The 19262-nt window shown below is 70.9% G+C and carries 20 protein-coding genes and 1 tRNA gene; 12 read left to right on the top strand and 9 right to left on the bottom strand.

Features of this window, described 5'->3' with window-relative positions:
* Positions 1–59 precede the first annotated feature (59 nt).
* From Q0W60_RS01670 to argE, 4 genes are all read left to right on the top strand, one after another.
* Positions 60–1871: a dipeptide ABC transporter ATP-binding protein gene (locus Q0W60_RS01670; RefSeq protein WP_297691903.1), complete on the top strand. Its 1812-nt coding sequence runs from the start codon at positions 60–62 to the stop codon at positions 1869–1871.
* 76 nt (positions 1872–1947) lie between these two features.
* Positions 1948–3156 carry a threonine ammonia-lyase gene (locus tag Q0W60_RS01665; protein ID WP_297691901.1) on the top strand — a complete coding sequence of 403 codons (1209 nt, stop codon included), beginning with the start codon at positions 1948–1950 and terminating at the stop codon, positions 3154–3156.
* On the top strand, positions 3156–3677 hold the full coding sequence (locus tag Q0W60_RS01660; protein ID WP_297691899.1) for an FKBP-type peptidyl-prolyl cis-trans isomerase: 522 nt from the start codon (positions 3156–3158) through the stop codon (positions 3675–3677). Before Q0W60_RS01665 ends, Q0W60_RS01660 begins: the two co-directional genes overlap by 1 nt.
* Positions 3678–3861: 184 nt before the next feature.
* Entirely contained in the window at positions 3862–5028 is a 1167-nt protein-coding gene (argE, locus tag Q0W60_RS01655) for an acetylornithine deacetylase (protein ID WP_297691898.1), read from the top strand.
* On the opposite strand, the gene Q0W60_RS01650 is transcribed toward argE, so the two are convergent.
* Entirely contained in the window at positions 5029–6042 is a 1014-nt protein-coding gene (locus Q0W60_RS01650) for a glycosyltransferase family 2 protein (RefSeq protein WP_297691896.1), read from the bottom strand.
* 32 nt (positions 6043–6074) lie between these two features.
* Between Q0W60_RS01650 and rfbC the strand changes: the two genes are divergently transcribed.
* The gene (rfbC, locus tag Q0W60_RS01645; RefSeq protein WP_297691894.1) at positions 6075–6629 is read left to right on the top strand and encodes a dTDP-4-dehydrorhamnose 3,5-epimerase; all 555 of its coding nucleotides are present in this window, start codon (positions 6075–6077) and stop codon (positions 6627–6629) included.
* A 39-nt stretch (positions 6630–6668) separates the two neighbouring features.
* Here rfbC and queG read toward each other — a convergent pair whose 3' ends face one another.
* From queG to Q0W60_RS01625, 4 genes are all read right to left on the bottom strand, one after another.
* Complete coding sequence (gene queG, locus Q0W60_RS01640) at positions 6669–7847, bottom strand: tRNA epoxyqueuosine(34) reductase QueG (RefSeq protein ID WP_297691892.1); 1179 nt, start codon at positions 7845–7847, stop codon at positions 6669–6671.
* Positions 7828–8514 carry a glutathione S-transferase family protein gene (locus tag Q0W60_RS01635; protein WP_297691890.1) on the bottom strand — a complete coding sequence of 229 codons (687 nt, stop codon included), beginning with the start codon at positions 8512–8514 and terminating at the stop codon, positions 7828–7830. Before Q0W60_RS01635 ends, queG begins: the two co-directional genes overlap by 20 nt.
* A gap of 65 nt (positions 8515–8579) precedes the next feature.
* Positions 8580–9518: a cation diffusion facilitator family transporter gene (locus Q0W60_RS01630; RefSeq protein ID WP_297691888.1), complete on the bottom strand. Its 939-nt coding sequence runs from the start codon at positions 9516–9518 to the stop codon at positions 8580–8582.
* A 185-nt stretch (positions 9519–9703) separates the two neighbouring features.
* The gene (locus tag Q0W60_RS01625) at positions 9704–10801 is read right to left on the bottom strand and encodes a citrate synthase/methylcitrate synthase (RefSeq protein ID WP_297691886.1); all 1098 of its coding nucleotides are present in this window, start codon (positions 10799–10801) and stop codon (positions 9704–9706) included.
* Between the two features lie 79 nt (positions 10802–10880).
* Between Q0W60_RS01625 and Q0W60_RS01620 the strand changes: the two genes are divergently transcribed.
* The gene (locus tag Q0W60_RS01620) at positions 10881–12044 is read left to right on the top strand and encodes a citrate synthase (protein WP_297691884.1); all 1164 of its coding nucleotides are present in this window, start codon (positions 10881–10883) and stop codon (positions 12042–12044) included.
* A 93-nt stretch (positions 12045–12137) separates the two neighbouring features.
* Positions 12138–12938, top strand: a complete 801-nt coding sequence (locus Q0W60_RS01615) for an undecaprenyl-diphosphate phosphatase (protein WP_297691882.1) — start codon at positions 12138–12140, stop codon at positions 12936–12938.
* A gap of 38 nt (positions 12939–12976) precedes the next feature.
* On the opposite strand, the gene Q0W60_RS01610 is transcribed toward Q0W60_RS01615, so the two are convergent.
* Positions 12977–13945 (bottom strand): complex I NDUFA9 subunit family protein, encoded by a 969-nt coding sequence (locus Q0W60_RS01610; protein ID WP_297691881.1) that lies wholly within the window; start codon positions 13943–13945, stop codon positions 12977–12979.
* Positions 13946–14093: 148 nt separating this feature from the next.
* On the opposite strand from Q0W60_RS01610, the gene Q0W60_RS01605 reads away from it, so the two are divergent.
* The 5 genes from Q0W60_RS01605 (at position 14094) to lptB (ending at position 16853) form a co-directional block, all read left to right on the top strand.
* Positions 14094–14180, top strand: a tRNA-Leu gene (locus tag Q0W60_RS01605).
* An 87-nt stretch (positions 14181–14267) separates the two neighbouring features.
* The gene (locus Q0W60_RS01600) at positions 14268–14885 is read left to right on the top strand and encodes a ribonuclease D (protein ID WP_297691879.1); all 618 of its coding nucleotides are present in this window, start codon (positions 14268–14270) and stop codon (positions 14883–14885) included.
* 9 nt (positions 14886–14894) lie between these two features.
* The gene (gene lptC / locus Q0W60_RS01595; RefSeq protein WP_297691877.1) at positions 14895–15509 is read left to right on the top strand and encodes an LPS export ABC transporter periplasmic protein LptC; all 615 of its coding nucleotides are present in this window, start codon (positions 14895–14897) and stop codon (positions 15507–15509) included.
* Positions 15510–15529: 20 nt separating this feature from the next.
* Entirely contained in the window at positions 15530–16090 is a 561-nt protein-coding gene (locus Q0W60_RS01590; RefSeq protein ID WP_297691876.1) for an LptA/OstA family protein, read from the top strand.
* Entirely contained in the window at positions 16053–16853 is an 801-nt protein-coding gene (lptB, locus tag Q0W60_RS01585) for an LPS export ABC transporter ATP-binding protein (protein ID WP_297691874.1), read from the top strand. Before Q0W60_RS01590 ends, lptB begins: the two co-directional genes overlap by 38 nt.
* A 14-nt stretch (positions 16854–16867) precedes the next feature.
* Here the strand turns inward: lptB and Q0W60_RS01580 are convergent, their stop codons facing one another.
* From Q0W60_RS01580 to Q0W60_RS01570, 3 genes are all read right to left on the bottom strand, one after another.
* A complete protein-coding gene (locus Q0W60_RS01580) occupies positions 16868–17209 on the bottom strand; it encodes an MliC family protein (RefSeq protein WP_297691872.1) in 342 nt (113 codons plus the stop codon).
* Positions 17210–17354: 145 nt separating this feature from the next.
* Positions 17355–18335, bottom strand: a complete 981-nt coding sequence (locus tag Q0W60_RS01575) for an aldo/keto reductase (RefSeq protein WP_297691870.1) — start codon at positions 18333–18335, stop codon at positions 17355–17357.
* Between the two features lie 11 nt (positions 18336–18346).
* Positions 18347–19231: a phytanoyl-CoA dioxygenase family protein gene (locus Q0W60_RS01570; RefSeq protein ID WP_297691868.1), complete on the bottom strand. Its 885-nt coding sequence runs from the start codon at positions 19229–19231 to the stop codon at positions 18347–18349.
* Positions 19232–19262: the final 31 nt, after the last annotated feature.

The raw sequence follows: 19262 nt of genomic DNA, 5'->3' as shown, positions 1-19262 counted from the left end.
GCGACGCCGCGGGCCGGCGCGCTTTCAAAATGCCGGCAAGCCCGTCTAGGGTCGCGCCCGTGCCTGCGACGCCCGACGTCCTGACGATCGAGGACCTGAAGGTCCGGTTCGCCACCCACGACGGCCTCGTCGAGGCGGTGCGCGGGGTTTCGCTCCGCGTGGCGCGCGGCAAGACCCTGGGCGTCGTCGGCGAAAGCGGCTCGGGCAAGAGCCAGACCTTCATGGCGGTGATGGGCCTGCTGGCCGAGAACGGCCGCGCAACGGGCTCGGCGAAGCTGCATGGCGAGGAGCTCCTCGGCCTGCCGGCGAAGCGGCTCAACCGGCTGCGCGGCTCGAAGATGACGATGATCTTCCAGGATCCGCTGACCGCGCTCACGCCGCACGTGCGGATCGGCGAGCAGATCGCCGAGCCCCTGCGGCTGCACCTGGGGCTCTCCGGCGCGGAGGCGGCGAGGCGGGCGCGGGAATGGCTGGAGAAGGTTCGCATCCCAGATGCGGCGCGGCGGCTGCGGCAATACCCGCACGAACTGTCGGGCGGCATGCGGCAGAGGGTGATGATCGCCGCAGCCATGGCGGTCGGCCCCGAGCTCTTGATCGCCGATGAACCCACGACGGCGCTCGACGTGACGGTGCAGGCCGAGATCCTCGACCTGATGGCCGAGCTGCAGCGCGACACCGGCACGGCGATGGTGCTGATCACCCACGACATGGGCGTGATCGCCCGGCTCGCCGACCACGTCTGCGTCATGCGCCAGGGTCAGTTCGTCGAAGGCGCGTCCGCCGAGCAGATCTTCGCGCACCCGAGGACCGACTACACGCGCGAGCTGCTGGCGGCGATCCCGCGGCTGGACAAGGCTGATCGCGGCGGCCGGCCGACGCCCGCTCCGGTCGCGCCCGATGCGCCGGTCGTGGTCGAGGGCCATGACGTGAAGGTCTGGTTCCCGGTGCAGGCCGGGCTGTTCGGCGCCCGCAAGCAGCTCCGCGCGGTCGATGGCGTCTCGTTCCGGGTGCGCCAGAGCGAGACGCTTGGGGTGGTCGGCGAAAGCGGCTCGGGCAAGTCGACGCTGGCGCGCGCGGCGCTCAACCTGATCCCGCCGAACGCGGGGACCGTCACGCTGATGGGGCGCGACATCACCCATGCGGAGCGGGACGCCATGCGCGCGGCCCGCAAGGACCTGCAGATCGTCTTCCAGGACCCGCTGGCGAGCCTCGATCCCAGGATGACCATCGGCGATTCCATCGCCGAGCCGCTGCGGGTCTACCGTCAGCGGCTCAGCCGATCCGAGCGCGAGGCCGAGGCCCGCGCGATGATGGACCGCGTCGAGCTCGATCCGGGCCTGATCAACCGCTACCCGCACGAGCTCTCCGGCGGACAGAACCAGCGGGTCGGCATCGCCCGGGCGATCATCCTGCAGCCGAAGCTGGTCATCTGCGACGAGGCGGTCTCGGCGCTCGACGTCTCGATCCGCGCGCAGATCATCGACCTGCTGATCGGGCTGCAGAAGGACATGGGCCTGTCGATGATGTTCATCAGCCATGACCTGGCCGTGGTGCGCGAGATCAGCCACCGCGTGCTGGTGATGTACCTGGGCCGGGTGGTCGAGACGGCCGACCGCGACCAGCTCTATGCGGGCGCCAAGCACCCCTACACCAAGGCGCTGCTTTCCGCCGCGCCGATCCCTGACCCGAAGATCGAGCGGACGCGCAAGCGGGTGAAGCTCGACGGCGAGCCGCCTTCGCCGCTCGATCCCCGCGCCGCGCTGCGGTTCCTGCCGTCGCGGCTGCCGGCCGATCCCGACGCCCCGATCGTCGCGCCTGAGCTGAAGGAGGTCGCGCCCGGCCACCTGGTCGCCGAGTTCGATCCGATATGAACGCGGCGGGGGTGCTGCATTGCGGCAGAGGCCGCCCGCCGTTAGGTTGCCGGCCTTTTCCGACCCCCGGCGCGCCATGACCCTTTCCTTCGACGACATCCTTGCGGCCCGAGACCGGCTGCAGGGTCACATCGAGCGCACGCCCTGCCGCTATTCGAAGACGCTGTCGGAGATCACCGGGGCCGAGGTCTGGGTGAAGTTCGAGAACCTGCAGTTCACCGCCGCCTACAAGGAGCGCGGCGCGCTGAACGCGCTGCTGCAGCTCGGCGCGAACGCCCGCAAGCGCGGCGTCATCGCGGCCTCGGCCGGCAACCACAGCCAGGCGCTGGCCTATCACGCCGCCCGGCTCGGCATCCCGGTGACCATCGTGATGCCGAGGGGCACGCCGTTCGTGAAGGTGCAGCAGACCCGCGCCCACGGCGCCGAGGTGGTGATCGATGGCGAGGGCTACGACGAGGCCTCCACCCGCGCGCTGGCGCTCTGCGACGAACGCCAGCTCACCTTCGTGCATCCGTTCAACGACCTGAACGTCATGGCCGGCCAGGGCACGGTGGCGCTGGAGATGCTGGAGGACGTGCCGGACCTGGAGGTGCTGCCGGTGCCGATCGGCGGCGGCGGCCTGATCGCGGGCGTGGCCACCGCGGCCAAACACCTGAAGAAGGACATCTCCGTCGTGGGCGTGGAGCCGGCGATGTACCCCTCCTTCACCGCCAAGATGCGCGGCGTGAACACCGCCAGCGCCCACGGAGCCTCGACCATCGCCGAGGGCATCGCGGTCAAGGAGGTGGGCGACGAGACCTACGCCATCGCCCGGCCGCTGATCGACGAGGTGATGCTGATCGAGGAGCCGTTCTTCGAGCGCGCCGTGGCGCTCTACTGCAATGTCGAGAAGACGGTGGCGGAGGGGGCCGGGGCGGCCTCGCTCGCAGCGCTTCTGGCGCATCCGCGCAAGTTCCGGGGCAAGAAGTGCGGCCTGATCATCACCGGCGGCAACATCGACACGCGGCTGCTGGCCTCGGTGCTGACGCGCGAGCTGGTGCGCGACCAGCGGCTGGTCTCGCTGCGCATCGTTGGCGACGACCGGCCGGGGCTGCTGGCCACGGTCTCCGCCGTGATCGGAAGCCTCGGCGCCAACATCATCGAGGTGGCGCACAACCGACTGGCGCTGGACGTGCCGGCCAAGGGCGCGGAGTTCGACATCATGATCGAGACCCGTGACGCCCAGCACGCGCAGGAGGTGATGGACGCCCTGCGCGAGCGCGGCTACCCGCCGAGGGCGGTCTGATGCGGCGCGCCCTCCTCGCTCTCGCCGCGACGCTGGCGCTGGCCGCGTGCCATCCGCCGGCCAAGGCGACCAACGCCGCCCAGGAACCGGCGACCGCGGGCAAGCCGGCCCCGGATTCCCAGGCCTTCCTCGACAAGGCCGCGAAGGAGCCCGGGGTGCGCACCCTGCCCTCGGGGCTGATGTACAAGGTGGTCCGCTCGGGGCCCGCGAGCGGCGTCAAGCCGCAGCTCGGCGACGAGGTGAAGGTCAACTACGAAGGCAAGCTGGTGAATGGCCAGGTCTTCGATTCCACCTACGAACGCGGCGCCCCGGCCGCCATGCCGCTCGCCCATCTGGTGCCCGCCTGGATGGAGGCCCTGCCGCTGATGCGGCCGGGCGACGAGTGGGTCCTCTACGTGCCGCCGAAGCTGGGCTACGGCGACCAGGGCGCGGGCGGCGTGATCCCGCCGGGCGCGGCGCTGATCTTCCGCATCGAGCTGATCGACGTGCTCCCGGCGCCCGGGCGGGTGCGGAACGGATAATCCTGGCGTCCCGGATTCGCGAAGCGAAGGCCAGGACTCCAGAGCGAGGGCGCGCGGATCGTCGACGTGCGCATGCCCATGGTGGCGGACCCTCCCCCAGTACTGGTCGGCGATCTGCGGCCATGATCCGGCGCTTTGGTGACAGGGGTTTGGCTGTGGGCGCCGGGGGGTCTATGTCCAACCGATGCCAGAGCTCGCCTCCGCCGCCGACATCCTGAGGACGCTCGTCGGCTTCGACACCACCTCGCGTGGGTCGAACCTGGCGCTGATCGCGTGGGTGGAGGCCTATCTCGACGGCCTCTCCGTCCCGCACCGGCGGGTGCCGAACGCCGAGGGGACCAAGTCCAACCTGATCGCCACCCTTGGGCCCGCGGTCGAGGGCGGCGTGGTGCTGTCCGGCCATACCGACGTGGTGCCGGTGGACGGGCAGCCCTGGTCGTCCGATCCGTTCGACATGGTCCGCCGCGACGGGCGGCTCTACGGGCGCGGGACCTGCGACATGAAAGGCTTCATCGCCCTCGCCCTCGACGCGGCGCCCGCAATCCTGGCGGCGCAGCCGAAGAAGCCGGTGCACCTCGCCTTCTCCTACGACGAGGAGATCGGCTGCCTGGGCGCGCCGGCGATGATCGAGTCGATCCGCCGGGAGTTGCCGGCGCCGGCGCTGGTGATCGTCGGCGAGCCCACCAATATGGAGGCGGTGAACGGTCACAAGGGCATCGCCACCTACCAGGTGACCGTGAACGGCCGGGAGGCCCACTCCAGCCAGACCCAGCAGGGGGTCTCGGCGAACATGGCGGCTATCCGGCTGATGGCCTCGCTCGTGGCGCTCTCCGACAAGCTTGAGCGCGAGGCCGATCCCGCCTCGCCCTTCACGCCGAAGGGCGCGACGCTGACCGTCGGCGTCATCCATGGCGGGACGGCGCACAACATCCTGGCCCGGGAATGCGGCTTCACCTTCGACCTGCGCTGCCCGCCGGGTCTCGATCCGGAGGAGGTGCTGGCGTCCTTTTTCGCCGAGGCGAGGGCGCTGGACGGGGCGCTCAAGGCGCGGGCGTCGGAGGCCGGCGTGCAGGTGGAGCGGCAGTCCAGCGTCCCGCCCTTCGCCCCCGAGCCGGGCGGGGCGGCGGAGCACCTTGCGCGAAGGCTGGCCGGCGACAACGGGCCGCCGCGGGCGGTGTCCTACGCTGCCGAGGCCGGGCAGTTCCAGCGCGCCGGGCTCTCCACCGTGCTCTGCGGTCCGGGCTCGATCCTGCAGGCCCACCAGCCGGACGAATTCGTGGAGGTCTCGCAGATGGAGCGCGGCGTCGCCTTCATGCGCCGGCTCGTGGAGTGGGCCGCGGCGGGGGAATAGCTAGCGGCGGATCACCACGCGGCGGCGGAACACGTCCGCCGGGTTCCAGGTCATGGCGCGGGCGATGGCGAGCGAGCCGACCTTGCGCCGGGCCTGGGCCTCGCGGCGGGCTCCGATGGCCACCCGGATGTCCTTCACCCCCGCTTTGAAGCCCCGCCAGGGGGAGGCGAGTTCGCCCCGCATGGCATGGCGCGTGAACAGGACGGCCGTCGCGCCGAGGTGCAGCGGAAGCGTCAGCCAGAAGAGCGCCGGCGGGGTGTCCTTGACGAAAACCCAGAGGCGATTGCGCGTGCCGTAGAAGGTCGCGAAGTCCGAGCGCGGGCCCCCGGAGGAGGCCGAGCCCTGGTGGCGGACCACTGCGTCGGGGACCACCAGCGAGCGGCCGCCGGCCAGCCGCAGCCGATAGCCGAGGTCGACGTCCTCGCAGTAGCAGAACAGCCGCTCGTCCATGCCGCCGAGGTCGAGGAACAGGGCGCGTTCGATCAGCATGGCGCCGCCGCAGGGGCTGAACACCTCGCCGGCCGGCAGCGGGCCGGGGTCGGGACCGCGATAGCCCCCGCGGAAGGGAAACCCCGCGCCGGCCATGACGTCGCCCAGCCCGTCCAGCCGCGTAGGATCGGCGGCCGAGAGTTGGCGGGAGGCGAAGGCGCGGACCTGCGGGTGCGCGGCTGCGGCGGCCATCAGCCGCTCCAGCCAGTCCGGCTCGGGGTAGGCGTCAGGGTTGAGGAGGGCGAGCCAGCGGCCGCGGGCGGCCCGCGCGCCCCCATTCACGCCGGCTGCGAAGCCGAGGTTGCCGGTGTTCTCGATCAGGCGCAGGGCGGAATCCGCGCGCGCCGCCGCCTGGGCCGCACCGTCCGACGAGGCGTTGTCGACCAGGATGGTCTCGAAGTCGCCGAAGGTCTGGGCCCTGAGCGCCGCCAGGCAGGAGCTGAGCGTCGGCGCGCTCTCGTAGGTCACGATGACGACGCTGACGGCGGGCGGGGAAGGCTTGTGTTTCGCTGCCGCTCGGGCCATCCGAAGGGTGCTCTCTCCGTCTCCAGGCGCCCATGACGACAATCACGCCGCTCGCGCTCGCCGAGGTCCTGCTTATCACGCCGCAGCGCCATGGCGATGCGCGCGGCTGGTTCGCGGAGACCTGGAGCACCAGGCTGATGGCCGAAGCCGGGCTGCAGCACCCCTTCGTGCAGGACAACCAGGCCTTCAACGCCCGCGCCGGCACCGTCCGGGGCCTGCATTTCCAGAAGGCGCCGCACGCCCAGGGCAAGCTGGTGCGGGTGCTGAAGGGCGCGATCTACGACGTGGCCGTCGACGTCAGGCCGGGCTCTCCCACCTACGGGCGCTGGGTGGCGGCGGAGCTGACCGCCGAAAGCGGCGAGCAGCTCTTCGTGCCGCGCGGCTTCGCCCACGGCTACTGCACGCTGCGGGAGGACACCGAGCTGTTCTACAAGGTCGACGGCCATTACGCGCCGGAGCTGGAAGGCGGCGTCGCCTGGGACGATCCCGCCCTTGCCATCCCCTGGCCGCGCGCCGGCGAGCCGGTGCTGTCGGACAAGGACCGCAAGCTGCCTAGGCTCAGCGACTTGCCGCCAACGCTTTTTTAGTCCGCTCATACCCGCGCAGGCGGGAATCCACGCGGTTTGTCAGCGTCCGACGGACTCGGTTTGGGTCCCCGCCTTCGCGGGGACGAGCGGCGATTGGCGCGCCTCCCATTCGTCGCGAACGGGCTGCTCGTTCTCCACCGGCAGGCGGATTGCGCGCACGCGCCCGAACTCCGCCGGATCCAGCAGTTGCGACAGCGCCCAGACCGCGGCGCCGCGGACCAGGGCCGAGGGGTCGCCCAGAAGGCGTAGGGCCTCGGCGGCGAGCGTCGGTTCGCCGGAGTTGCCGATCGCGTAGAGCACGTTGCGGACGAAGCGGTCGCGGCCGGCCCGCTTGACGGGGCTCCTGGCGAACAGGGCGCGAAAGCCGGCGTCGTCCAGACGCGAGAGCTCGGCCAGCGACGGTGCGCGCAGGGATTCGCGAGCGGCGAGCTTCTGCTCGCGCGCGGCGCTCGCGAACTTGTTCCAGGGGCAGACCGCGAGGCAATCGTCGCAGCCGAATATGCGGTTGCCCAGGGCTTGCCGGAACTCGCGCGGGATCGGCCCCTTCAGCTCGATGGTCAGGTAGGAGATGCAGCGCCGGGCGTCGAGCTGGAAGGGAGCCGGGAAGGCGGCCGTCGGACAGATGTCGAGGCAGGCGCGGCAGGAGCCGCAGGCCTCCGGCTCCGGCGCATCGGGCGGCAGCTCGAGACTGGTCAGGATCGAGCCCAGGAACAGCCAGGAGCCGAACTGCCGCGAGACCAGGTTGGTGTGCTTGCCCTGCCAGCCGAGGCCGGCGCGCTCGGCCAGCGGCTTCTCCAGGAGCGGGGCGGTGTCGACGAACACCTTGAGCTCGCCGCCGAAGCGCGCCTGCAGCCAGCGGGCGAGCGCCTTCAGCCGGACCTTGATCAGTTCGTGGTAGTCGTCGCCGTGGGCGTAGACGCTGATCGCGCCCTTCGCCGGCTCGCGCAGGATGGCGAGCGGGTCGCGGTCCGGGCCATAGTTCAGGCCGAGCATGACGGCCGAGCGGGCGTCCGCCCACATGGCGCGGGGATGGACGCGGCGCGGCAGGGTCTCGGCCATCCATTGCATTTCGCCGTGGCGGCCTTCGGCGACGTAGCGCTCCAGCCGCGCGGCGGCGGGCCAGGCCTCGTCGATATCGGTGAAGCGGCAGAGGTCGAAGCCGAGGGCCTTGGCCTCGGCGCGGATCAGCTCGGCGGTCTCAGAAGTCGAGGTCGTCATAATGCCTGGCCGGCGCGAGGCCCGGCCAGCGGTCGTTGAGGAGCGGCCGGAAGGCCGGTCGGGACTTCAGCTTCATGTACCAGGTCTTGGCCGCGGGATAGTCCGCCCAGGACACGTCGCCGAAGTAGTCGATGACCGACAGATGGGCGGCGGCGGCGAAATCGGCAAGCGACAGCCTTTTCCCGGCCAGCCACTCGCGGGCCTGCAGCAGGCCTTCGACGTAGCCCAGGTGGCTGCGCAGGCCCTCGCGGCCGCGGCGCAGGTTGGCGAGCTCCGGCGCGCCCAGGCCCAGCAGCCGCTTCTCCATCTTCTCGTGCAGCAGGAAGCCGCCGGCCTCGTACTCGAACTTGCGGTCGAACCACTGGATGAGCCGCCTGGCCTCGGCCCGCTCCGCGGCGTCGCGGCCCAGCAGCGCCGGCTCCGGATGAGCCTCCTCGAGCCAGTCGAGGATGGCGCGGCTCTCGCAGAGCACCAGCCGCGCCTCGCCCGCGGCTTCCACCAGAACAGGGGTCATGCCGGAGGGATTGAGCTCGGCGAAGGCCTTAGGCCGCTCCCAGTAGCGCACCTGGACCTCGCCGAACGGCAGCCGCTTCTCGCCCAGCGCCAGCCGCACCTGGCGCGAGGCCGGATCGAGCGGGAAGTGGTGCAGGGTGCGCTCGGGGCTCATGTCCGACGGCTAGAAGGCGGGCTCCGGTGAGTCCATGGGCTGCACCCCTTAAGCAGCCGTTTACTCTAGGCTCCCGTGGCCGGAACCTCGGCGAAGGCGCCGCCGTGCGGCTCGGCCCGGCCGCGCGGGTCGGCGTGGATGATGATGTCGGCCGCGGGGAAGGCGGCCAGCACCCGCTTCTCGGCCGCAACGATGACCTGGTGGGCCGCTTCCAGCGTGAGCTCAGGGTCGAGGTCGACGTGCATCTGCATGTGCACGTAAGGGCCCGAGGCGCGCGTGCGGAGCTGGTGGACGTCGGTGAGCCTCGGATCCTCGGTCATCAGCCGCACGATCCAGGCCCGCGCCTCGTCGGAGAGCTCGTGGTCCATGAGCTGGCCGGAAGCCTCGCGGAACACGCTGACCGCGCCCCAGAGCAGCAGCGCCGCGACGGCGAGCGCCGCCCAGGCGTCGAGGCTGTTGAAGCCCAGCCACGCCGAGGCTCCGATCCCCACGAGCGCGATGACGTTGGACGCCAGGTCGGAAGCGTAGTGGGCCCTGTCGCCGGAGACCGCCACCGACGCGGTCCTGCGGAGCACGCGGGTCTGGGCGGCGATCAGCACGCCGGTCAGCGCCGTCGAGACCAGCATCACGACGATGGCCCAGTCCTCGTCCTTCAACGGGTGCGGGCCCAGGAGATCGCCGATCGCCTCACGGGCGATGAGCGCGGCGGAGGCGAACACCAGGCCGGCCTGCATGAGGCTGGCGAAGGCCTCCGCCTTGCCGTGGCCGAAGCGGTGCTCGGGATCCGGCGGCGCCACGGCGTAGCGGACCGCGAAGAACGTCCCCAGCGAGGCCAGCAGGTCGAGGCCGGAATCGGCCATGGAGGCCAGCAGCGCGACCGAGCCGGAGGTCAGCCAGGCGGCGAGCTTGATCGCCGCCAGGATGCTCGCCGTCGCCACCGACAGCAGGGTGACCCGACGGGTCAGCGCGGCGCTTTCGCCGGCGGTGAGGCCGTGGACGTCCATCGGCCGGAGGTTAGCGAGCCCGCCGCGCCAGGCCAGCGCAAACGACTCGCAAGACAAGGTCGCGACAGCCCGGCCGAGACGGCGGAAATCATCTGCGGCGGGAACGATCGCCGTCGCGCGGCCAAGGTCGTGGCGCTGCGCGAGTGGCCCCAGGCGACCATCGCCGCCGCTCCGCTGACCGCCGGCTACGCCGCCTCCCGCGGCATCGGCCCGACGTAGCGCGACTGCGGGCGGATGAGCCGGCCGCCGGCCAGCTGCTCGCGGGCGTGGGCGATCCAGCCCGAGACGCGGCCCATGGCGAACACGCAGGTGAAGGCCGAGGGCGGGAAGGCGAGCGCCTCCAGGAGGAGCGCTGTGTAGAACTCGACGTTGGTGTCGAGCGGGCGGTTCGGCTTGCGCGCCTTCAGGATGGCGAGCGCCGCCTGCTCGACGGCCTCGGCGAAAGCCAACCGCCCCGGCAGCACATTGGAGCCCTCGCCCAGCCGGCGCACCGCCTTCTTCAGCGCATCGGCGCGCGGGTCGCGCACGCGATAGACCCGGTGGCCGAAGCCCATCAGCCGGTCGCCGCGGTCAAGCGCGGACTCGATCCAGGCGCGGGCGTTCTCCGGCCGGCCGATGGCGTCCAGCATGTCGATGATCGGGCCGGGCGCGCCGCCGTGCAGCGGCCCCTTCAGCGCGCTGATCCCGCCCAGCACGGCCGAGGCCAGGCCCGCGCGAGTCGAGGCGATGACCCGCGCGGCGAACGTCGAGGCGTTCAGGCCATGGTCGCTGACCGTCACGAGGTAGGTGTCGAGGGCGTCGACCTCGGCGGCGCTCGCCGGCCGGCCCTTGATCATCCGCAGGATGTCGCCGGCGTGCCGCAGGTTGGGGTCGGGCCGGACCGGCGCCTCGCCGGCCTGGGCGCGGACCACGGCGGCGGTGAACACGGCCGGGGCGGCGGTGAGGCGAAGCGCGACGCCGAGGTCGTCGCCGTCGGCGAGCCTCGCGGTGAGCGCGCGCATCGCCTCTATCGGCGAGCGGTCCAGGAGGCCGGTGTCGAGAGCGGAGACCTCGCCGAAAACCTCCGCGCGCGCGGCCCCGAGCGCCGGACCGAGATCGGCGGGCACGCCGTCGAGGAAGCCGTCCCACAGCAGCCGCACCACATCCTCGTAGCCGACCCGGCCGGCGAGCTCGTCGAGCGAGCGTCCGCGGATGATCAGCCGTCCCGCCTGGCCGTCCACTTCCGACAGCACGGTTTCGGCGGCGACGACGTCTTCCAGGCCGTCTGAAACATGCGGGGTCATGGCGCGCTCCTTCCTGCTTGCAGAGCCAGAGATTTGCCGGCAATCTAGGTCCGTCAATCTTGATCAATATGATCAATGTATGCCTGATCGGGACTGGATCGCTGCGGAGGACGCCAGGACCCGCCTGGGGGTGAGGGCCCAGACGCTCTACGCCTATGTGAGCCGCGGACGCGTGCAGATGCGGCCCGACCCGCGCGATCCGCGCCGCAGCCTCTATCGCGCCGCCGACATCGCCGCGCTCAGCCAGCGCAAGTCGCGCAGCCGCAAGGTCTCCGAGGTGGCGGCCGGCGCGATCGCCTGGGGCGAGCCCGTGCTGGCCTCGGAGATCACCACCGTCGCCGGCGGGCGGCTGTTCTACCGCGGGCGGGACGCGATCCTGCTCGCCGAGACCGAGATCCTGGAGTCGGTGGCGCGGCTGCTGCGCGGCGGCCACGGCGCGGCGCTTAAGCGAACCGACCGGCCCGCCCCGCCGGATGCGCCCGACATGCGCACCCGCGGGTTCCTGGCGCTCGCCGCGCGGGCCGGCGGCGATCCGCCCGCGCGCGGGCGCAATCCCCTGGCGCTCGCGGTCGAAGCGGCGACCCTGCTCGACGTGCTGACGGACGCTATCGCCGGTGAGGTGGGCGGCGGGGCGATCCACAACCGGCTGGCGCTGGCCTGGGGCCAAGGCCCCGGCGGACCCGGCGCGGACCTGATCCGCCGCTGCCTGGTGCTGGTGGCCGACCACGAACTGAACGCCTCGGCGTTCGCCGCGCGGGTGGCCGCCTCGACGGGCGCGTCGCTGGCGGCCGCCGCGCTCGCGGGGCTTGCGACGCTGAGCGGCCCGCGGCACGGGATGGCCACCGCCGCGGTCAGGACCTTCGCCGCCGAGGCCGCCCAGCTCGGCCCGGCCCAGGCGATCGCCAACCGGCTGGCCGAGGACCGGGCGCTGCCGGGATTCGGCCATCCGCTCTATCCGGACGGGGACCCGCGCGCCGCGGCGCTGCTGTCGCGATTCGATCCGCCGCGGGAGCTGGCGGCGCTGCAGGCGGCGGTGCGGCAGGAAACCGGGCTTGCGCCGAACGTCGACTTCGCCCTGGTCGCCGCCTGCGAGGCGCTGAAGCTGCAGCTGGACGCGCCGTTCGCGGTCTTCGCGGTGGCCCGCTGCGCCGGCTGGATCGCGCATGCCATCGAACAGGGCCAGTCGGAGGCGCTGATCCGGCCGCGCGCCCGCTACGTGGGCCCGGAGCCGGAGTTCGGCTGACGCCGGTTGCAGCGCCGCGACCATTCGGCGGTTGAGCCGTGCCGCGGCTCACCTTAATGCGCCAGGGCAAAGCCGCCCCGGGGGAGCGCCGCCGTGCCCGACTGGATCAACGCCGTCATCCTGGGCGTCGTCGAGGGGCTGACGGAGTTCATCCCGGTCTCCTCCACCGGCCATCTTCTGCTGGTGAAGGAGCTGATGGGTCTGAAGGACCCCTTCTGGGACACCTTCAACGTGCTCATCCAGTTGGGGGCCGTGCTGGCGGTCGTCGCGCTCTACTTCGTCCGCTTCTGGGACGTGCTGATCCGCCTTCCGACGGACCCGAACGCCCGGCGCTTTGCGCTCTCCATCGTCGTAGGCTCGATCCCCGCCTTCATCGCGGGCTTCCTGCTGCACGATGCGATCAAGACCATCCTGTTCGAGAGCCCCCGGGTGATCTGCACCGCCCTGGTCATCGGCGGCATCCTGCTGCTGATCATCGATCGCGTGGCGCCCAAGCCGCGCCGCGACGACGCCTTCGACCTGCCGATCTGGACCTCGCTGGCGGTGGGCGTCTTCCAGTGCCTGGCGCTGGTGCCCGGCGTGTCGCGCTCCGGGGCCACGATCGTCGGCGCCATGCTGATGGGCGTGGAGAAGAAGGCCGCGGCCGAATTCTCCTTCTTCCTGGCGATCCCGATCATGTTCGGGAGCTTCGTGCTGGATGGCTGGAAGAGTCGCCATCAGCTCACCGGCCACAACATCGAGCTGGTGGCGATCGGCTTCGTGGTCGCCTTCATCGTGGCCATCGGCGTGATCCGGGCGATGCTCGCCATTGTCACCCGCCGCGGCTACGCCGTGTTCGGCTGGTGGCGGATCGTGGTGGGCGCAGCGGGGTTGCTGGCGCTGCAGTTCGCGTGAAGAATCCGATCCACCTCCCGCAAGGGGAGAAGCGGGAGTCAGGCGGCGAGCGCGCCGTCTTCCTGGTCGGCGTACTGGCCGCCTCGGCGGTAGCGGTAGAGATAGCTGGGCAGCACGGCCTCCAGCGTCGTGGGCGTGATGCCGAGCTCGGCGAGGCCGGGGTGCTGGCCGGAGACGACGTTGTCGGTCCGGAGCAGCCGCACCTGGTCCGAGGTGATCGGCGGGGCGACGACGCCGGCGGCGAGGTCGCCCAGCGCGCCCAGCAGGTCGGCGGCGATGAACGGCACGGGGATGAGCATGCGCCGCCGCTCGATCTGGGCCAGCAGGATCTCCATCAGCGCCCGGAAGGTGAAGATGGCCGGGCCGCCGAGCTCGTAGGTCTGGCCGGCGCACTCCGCCAAGGTGACCGCCTTGGTCAGCGCCCGCGCGACGTCGCCCACGAACACCGGCTGCATGCGCGTGCGCCCGCCGCCGATCAGCGGCAGCGCCGGGCTCACCAGGGCCAGGCCGGCGAAGCGGTTGAAGAAGCTGTCCTGCGGGCCGAACACGATCGACGGCCGCGCGATCACCGCGTCGGGGTAGATCGCGCGAGCCGCCGCCTCGCCCTCGGCCTTGCTGCGGGCGTACTTGGCGGACGACACGGGATCGGCGCCCAAGGCCGAGATCTGCACGAGGCGCGTGACGCCTTCGGCGCTGGCCGCCTCGGCGACGTTGCGCGCCCCCATGACGTGGACGGATTGGAAACCCTGACGGCCGTGCTCGTAGAGCAGTCCGACGAGATTGAGCGCGGCGGTCGCACCGTCCAGCGCCCGGCGCAGCGACGCCGGGTTGCGGACATTGGCCTGGACGACGTCAATCTGGCCCACGTCGCCGTGCAGGCGCATGGCGTAGGCGAGATTCGGCTGGCGCACCGCGACGCGGATCCGCCAGCCGACCTTGGCGAGCTGGCGCACGGCCTGGGTTCCGATGAAACCCGAGCCGCCGAACACGGTGACGAGATCCTGCATGACGGGTCCGAAGCCTGCGCCGGGCGCGCGGGATGCCGATAGACGATGCGGCTCACCGCCGCAATGCGGAGGGGTCATCGGGCCGGCGCCGTTGACCGTCGCGGGTCGGAGCTTTAAGCAACCCCGCTCGCGCGACCCGACGGGTCGGGCCCAGGTGGCGGAATTGGTAGACGCGCTGGCTTCAGGTGCCAGTGGCTTAACGGCCGTGAAGGTTCGAGTCCTTTCCTGGGCACCATCGGATCGCCGCCAATCGCGGCCGGTGCTTTCCCGCGAGCCTTCCCGCTCTCTATAGTGAGGGCCAGATCGCTGGAGAGCGGACAACGTGACCACCTTCCTGCACGACGGAGACCTGCCCGCCGACGCGCTCGCCGGCGCCTCGGAGGTGGCGATCGATTCGGAGACCATGGGCCTCCGCCTCGGCCGCGACCCGCTGTGCGTGGTGCAGCTCTCCGACGGGCGCGGCGACGCCCACGTGGTGCAGCTGAGCCGGCCCGACTATGCCTGTCCCAACCTGAAGCGGCTGCTGACCGATCCCGCCGTCACCAAGATCTTCCACTATGGCCGCTTCGACATCGCCATGTTCTACCTGCATCTGGGCGTCGTCACGGGCCCCGTCTACTGCACCAAGATCGCCTCCAAGCTGGCGCGCACCTACACCGACCGCCACGGGCTGAAGGACGTCGTGAAGGAGCTCCTGGGCGTCGACCTCTCCAAGCAGCAGCAGAGCTCCGACTGGGGCGCGCCGAAGCTCTCGGAGGAGCAGGTCGCCTACGCCGCCTCCGACGTGCTGCACCTGCATGCGCTGAAGGCGCGGCTCGACCACATGCTGGCGCGCGAGGGCCGCGACGCGCTCGCCAAGGCCTGCTTCGCCTTCCTGCCCAACCGTTCGCTGCTGGACGTGGCGGGCTGGGAGGACATCGACATTTTCGCTCACGCCTGAGGTTTGGGGATGGCGGCGCCCGAGAGCTTGGGGGAGCCGGTCCGCGGCGGCATCGAGCGCTGGCGGCGGCGCTCGCGCGTGGTCCGCGCCCTGCGCCTCGTCGTGCCCGGGATCATCCTCCTGATCCTCCTCGGGCTGGGAGCGTCGGTGGTCTACAACGCCTCCAAACCCGGCCCTGAGGCGAGCCAGGAGACCAACCAGCCGATCCGGCTGATCAATCCGCGCTTCGTCGGCCGCGACGACCGCGGCCGAGCCTTCGCGCTGACCGCCGCCAGCGCCACGCGTGATCCGCAGGAGTACCAGAAGGTCTATCTCGACCGTCCGGCCCTGGTGCTCGACGAGCAGGGGCCCGATCCCATGCGGATCATCGCCCGAAGGGGAGTCTTCCACGAGAACACCGGCAAGCTGGAAGTGAGCGGCGGGGTGCGGCTCGCCTCCAACAAAGGCGCCTTCGAAACCGCCGCCTCGCAGTTCGACACCAAGAGCGGCGAGCTGGTGGGTTCAGGCCCGGTTCACGGCTCCGGTCCACTTGGAGAAATCGATGCGAAGTCCTATGCGGTTTATGACAAAGGTGACCGCATGGTCTTCAATGGCCGCGTCCACACGCGCCTGATTCCGAAATGACAGCGTTGGAAGCCCGCCCGATGAAGAGCCTCTCCACCCTTGCGGCGATCGCCCTCGCCGTCGCCGCGCCGGCCCTCGCCCAGCAACTGGCCACCAACTCGAAGGCGCCGATCGACATCACCTCCGACCACGCGGAGGCGAGCAACAGCGACTGCGTCTCCACCTGGACCGGCAACGTCGAGGCGTTGCAGGACAACGCCCGGCTGCGCACCGATGTGCTGAAGCTCTATTCCGCCCGGAACGCCAAGGCCGGCTCGTCGACCAACAGCTGCGGCGACATCGTGCGCATGGAAGCCCTGGGCTCGGTCTACTATGTGACCCCGCAGCAGCGCGTGAAGGGCGACAACGCCGTGTACCTCGCCTCCAACGACACCATCACCGTGACCGGCGACGTGGTTGCGGTGCGCGGCCGCGACGTGATGCGCGGGAAGCGGATGGTGATCAACGTCAAGACCGGCGACGGCCAGATGGAGAGCGACGTGACCGGCCGCAACCGGCCGGGCCGCGTGCGCGGCGTCTTCTATCCGAACGACAAGACCGACAATGCGCAACAGCCGGCCGGCGCCGGCGAGCGCCGGTGACATTTTGAAGCCTGAGCGGATCGCGAGCGGTCCCGGCCAGGCCGGTGAGGGGCTGGTCGTCGACAACGTCGGCAAGTCGTTCCGCGGCCGACCGGTGGTGAAGGGCGTTTCGCTGCGGCTGCGCCGCGGCGAGGTGGCGGGCCTGCTCGGCCCGAACGGGGCGGGCAAGACCACCTGCTTCTACATGATCACCGGTCTCATCGCGGTCGATTACGGCGCGATCTACCTGGACGGCGCGAACATCACCGAGCTTCCCATGTACCAGCGCGCCCGGATGGGCGTGGGTTATCTGCCGCAGGAGACCTCGATCTTCCGCGGCATGACGGTCGGCGAGAACGTCATGGCGGTGGTCGAGCTGCGGCTGAAGGACCACAAGCAGGCCCGCGCCATGGTCACCGAGCTGCTCGAGGAGCTCCACATCGAGCACCTGCGGAACGCGCCGGCGATCTCGCTGTCGGGCGGCGAGCGACGGCGGGTGGAGATCGCCCGGGCGCTGGCCTCGGAACCCGCCTTCATGCTGCTGGACGAGCCGTTCGCCGGCATCGACCCCCTGGCCATCGCCGACATCCGCGAGGTGATCGCCTACCTGAAGCAGCGCGGGATCGGCATCCTGATCACCGACCACAACGTGCGCGAGACGCTCGACATCATCGATCGCGCCTCGATCATCCACGCCGGCGAGGTGCTGTTCGAGGGCCGGCCCGACGAGATCGTCGACGATCCGGAGGTCCGCCGCGTCTATCTGGGCGACACCTTCGCCTGAACGTTCCGCTGGCGTCAGCTCGACTTCAACCGGCACTTCCGGAACGCGACCTGCGTTCCGTCGACCACGACGCTCTTGCCGTCAGTCCAGAACTTGATGGGCCCCTTGGCGAACTGCACGCCCTGGTCGACCGGCGTCCGCACGAGCTCGTATCGCCGATTGTTGTTGCTGGTCGTCAGCGTCGCCGTCTTCGGCGTGCTCGAATCATACGACATTTGGAACGCGCCGCCGTCGGCGCACGTGTAGTAGGCGAAATCGAAGTTGTTCATCGGAGGTTGCTTGGGAGAGGCGGCCGAGGCCTGCGCCCAAACCAGGGTCAATGCCAGCACGCCTCCCACCACGGGCGAGGCCTTCACTTCCAGGCTCCTTTCCACGCTGGTGCGAGCTCTTGGCGAGCTCTTTGGCATTGTAGACGATTTCTCGCCGCGTGGGGGCTCGCTCCCGATAACGTGACCCATCGCGGAACGATCGTTTTCGCCGTTGAGGCGGCGGGACGCGGCGCTACCAGGCGTAGGCTTCTGGGGCCGGGCCGCCGGGGCCCGGGAAGATCCTGTCGAGCTCGGCCATCGTTGCATCATCGAGGGTGATCTCGACAGCGGCCAGATTGGCCTCGAACTGCTCGAGCGTGCGGGGCCCCACGATCGGCGCCGTCACCCCGGGACGCGAGGCGAGCCACGCCAACGCCACATCGGCCGGCGCATGGCCGATCTTCCCGCACAGCGCTTCATAGGCCTCCACCCGCTCGTCCTTGCGGGCGTAGGCGCGCCGACCGCGGTCGTTGCCTTGCGGCTGGCCGGCGAGGGCGCCCGCGGCCAGCGGGCTGTAGGGCAAAAAGGCCATGTCATAGGCGCGGGCGGCCGGCAGCACCTCCAGCTCCACGGCGCGCTTCATGAGGTTGTAGACGCTCTGCTCGGAGACCAGGCCCAGGAAGCGGCGGGCTTTCGCGCTCTCCTGCGCCTGGGCGATGTGCCAGCCGGCGAAGTTGGACGAGCCCACGTAGAGCACCTTGCCTTGCGCGACGAGCACCTCCATCGCCTGCCAGATCTCCTCCCAGCGAGCGGCGCGATCGACGTGGTGCATCTGGTAGAGGTCGATGTAGTCGGTGTTGAGCCGCTTCAGGCTGCCTTCGCAGGCCTCCCGGATGTGCTTGGCCGAGAGCCCTTTCTGGTTCGGTCCGACCCAGGATCCCGAGCGGCGGACCGGATCGGGCGAACCCCACTCCATCGGCGCGGAGTAGACCTTGGTGGCCAGCACCGTCTTCTCGCGCCGGCCGTTCCCTTGCGCGAACCAGCGGCCGATCAAGGCCTCCGACTGGCCGGCGTTGTAGTTGTCCGACGTGTCGAGGAGGTTCACGCCGCGCTCGAAGGCAGCGTCCAGGATGCGGAAGGAGCTCCGTTCGTCGGTCAGCCACGAGAAGTTGACGCTGCCGAGACCGAGCGGGCCGATCTGCAGGCCGGTCGAGCCGAACGGGCGGAGCTGCACGCCGGCGCGCCTCAGGTCAGCGGATCGAGCGGGGCGCCGTCGGGGCCGAGCGGGCCCACCCGGCCGGGCGTGACGAACAGCGGCGTGGCGGGCCGGGGAAGTTCGACGCGCCCGAGCCCCGCCCAGGTGGCGAAGCCCAACCGATTGAGCAGCGCCGGGCGCTCGGCGTCGCGGATCGCCGGATCGAGACCCAAGGTGAAGTTCTCCTGCTGCCGGATGAACGGCCGGCAGTGGTAGCTCAGGAGCGCGTGGCGCGGCTTGTCGATGCGGTTGGCCCCGGTGCCGTGCCAGATCCGCCCGTCGAAGCAGAGGATCGAGCCGGCCGGGCCCTCGGCGGCGATGGTGTCCTCCAGCGTCGGCATGTTGGCGGGCTCGTCGGGCGCGTACGCCGAGGAGCGCGGCGTCGCCGCCGCGTCGAGGTGGCTGCCCGGAACCAGGCGGGTGCCGCCGTTGGCGTCGGAGAAGTCGTCGAGCATCCAGGCGATGTTGGCGACCACCGGCTTCGGGGTCCAGAAGCCGACGTAGCCCTGGTCGGTGTGCAGCACCATGGGCTCGCCGCCGGGGTGGGCGATGTTGGCGGTGAAGCTTGAGACCAGGAAGTCGGGGCCCAGGAGGTGGCCCATCAGCTCGGCGATGATCGGATGCAGCATCAGGTCGCGGAATGCCCGGCCCTTGTTGAGCAGCATCCAGATCCGCTGGTTGGGACGCGCCGGGCCGCCGTCGTGGAAGGCGACGCCGCGCGCACGTTCGCCGTGCGCCTGCGCCTGCAGGCGCGACCTCAGGGCCTCGATCTCGCCCCGGGACAGCACGCCCGGCACGATGCAGTAGCCGCGCTCGTCGAGGTCCCGCCGGGCCTGATTTAGGTCAGTGGTCGGTTGGGCGAGCTGGACGGGCACGGCGGCTGCCTCCGGGATTGGACTTGGATTT

The sequence above is a fragment of the Phenylobacterium sp. genome, assembly GCF_025934275.1.
Lineage (GTDB): Bacteria > Pseudomonadota > Alphaproteobacteria > Caulobacterales > Caulobacteraceae > Phenylobacterium.
The sequence above is the reverse complement of the archived record's forward strand: the minus strand, read 5'-3'. Positions and strand labels throughout refer to the sequence as shown.

Bases quoted from the DNA above. Each gene is read 5' to 3' on its own strand.
- Q0W60_RS01665 (WP_297691901.1), top strand. From the start codon at position 1,948: ATGACCCTTTCCTTCGACGACATCCTTGCGGCCCGAGACCGGCTGCAG.
- Q0W60_RS01660 (WP_297691899.1), top strand. From the start codon at position 3,156: ATGCGGCGCGCCCTCCTCGCTCTCGCCGCGACGCTGGCGCTGGCCGCG.
- argE (WP_297691898.1), top strand. From the start codon at position 3,862: ATGCCAGAGCTCGCCTCCGCCGCCGACATCCTGAGGACGCTCGTCGGC.
- Q0W60_RS01650 (WP_297691896.1), bottom strand. From the start codon at position 6,042: ATGGCCCGAGCGGCAGCGAAACACAAGCCTTCCCCGCCCGCCGTCAGC.
- rfbC (WP_297691894.1), top strand. From the start codon at position 6,075: ATGACGACAATCACGCCGCTCGCGCTCGCCGAGGTCCTGCTTATCACG.
- queG (WP_297691892.1), bottom strand. From the start codon at position 7,847: ATGACGACCTCGACTTCTGAGACCGCCGAGCTGATCCGCGCCGAGGCC.
- Q0W60_RS01635 (WP_297691890.1), bottom strand. From the start codon at position 8,514: ATGAGCCCCGAGCGCACCCTGCACCACTTCCCGCTCGATCCGGCCTCG.
- Q0W60_RS01630 (WP_297691888.1), bottom strand. From the start codon at position 9,518: ATGGACGTCCACGGCCTCACCGCCGGCGAAAGCGCCGCGCTGACCCGT.
- Q0W60_RS01625 (WP_297691886.1), bottom strand. From the start codon at position 10,801: ATGACCCCGCATGTTTCAGACGGCCTGGAAGACGTCGTCGCCGCCGAA.
- Q0W60_RS01620 (WP_297691884.1), top strand. From the start codon at position 10,881: ATGCCTGATCGGGACTGGATCGCTGCGGAGGACGCCAGGACCCGCCTG.
- Q0W60_RS01610 (WP_297691881.1), bottom strand. From the start codon at position 13,945: ATGCAGGATCTCGTCACCGTGTTCGGCGGCTCGGGTTTCATCGGAACC.
- lptC (WP_297691877.1), top strand. From the start codon at position 14,895: ATGGCGGCGCCCGAGAGCTTGGGGGAGCCGGTCCGCGGCGGCATCGAG.
- Q0W60_RS01590 (WP_297691876.1), top strand. From the start codon at position 15,530: ATGAAGAGCCTCTCCACCCTTGCGGCGATCGCCCTCGCCGTCGCCGCG.
- lptB (WP_297691874.1), top strand. From the start codon at position 16,053: ATGCGCAACAGCCGGCCGGCGCCGGCGAGCGCCGGTGACATTTTGAAG.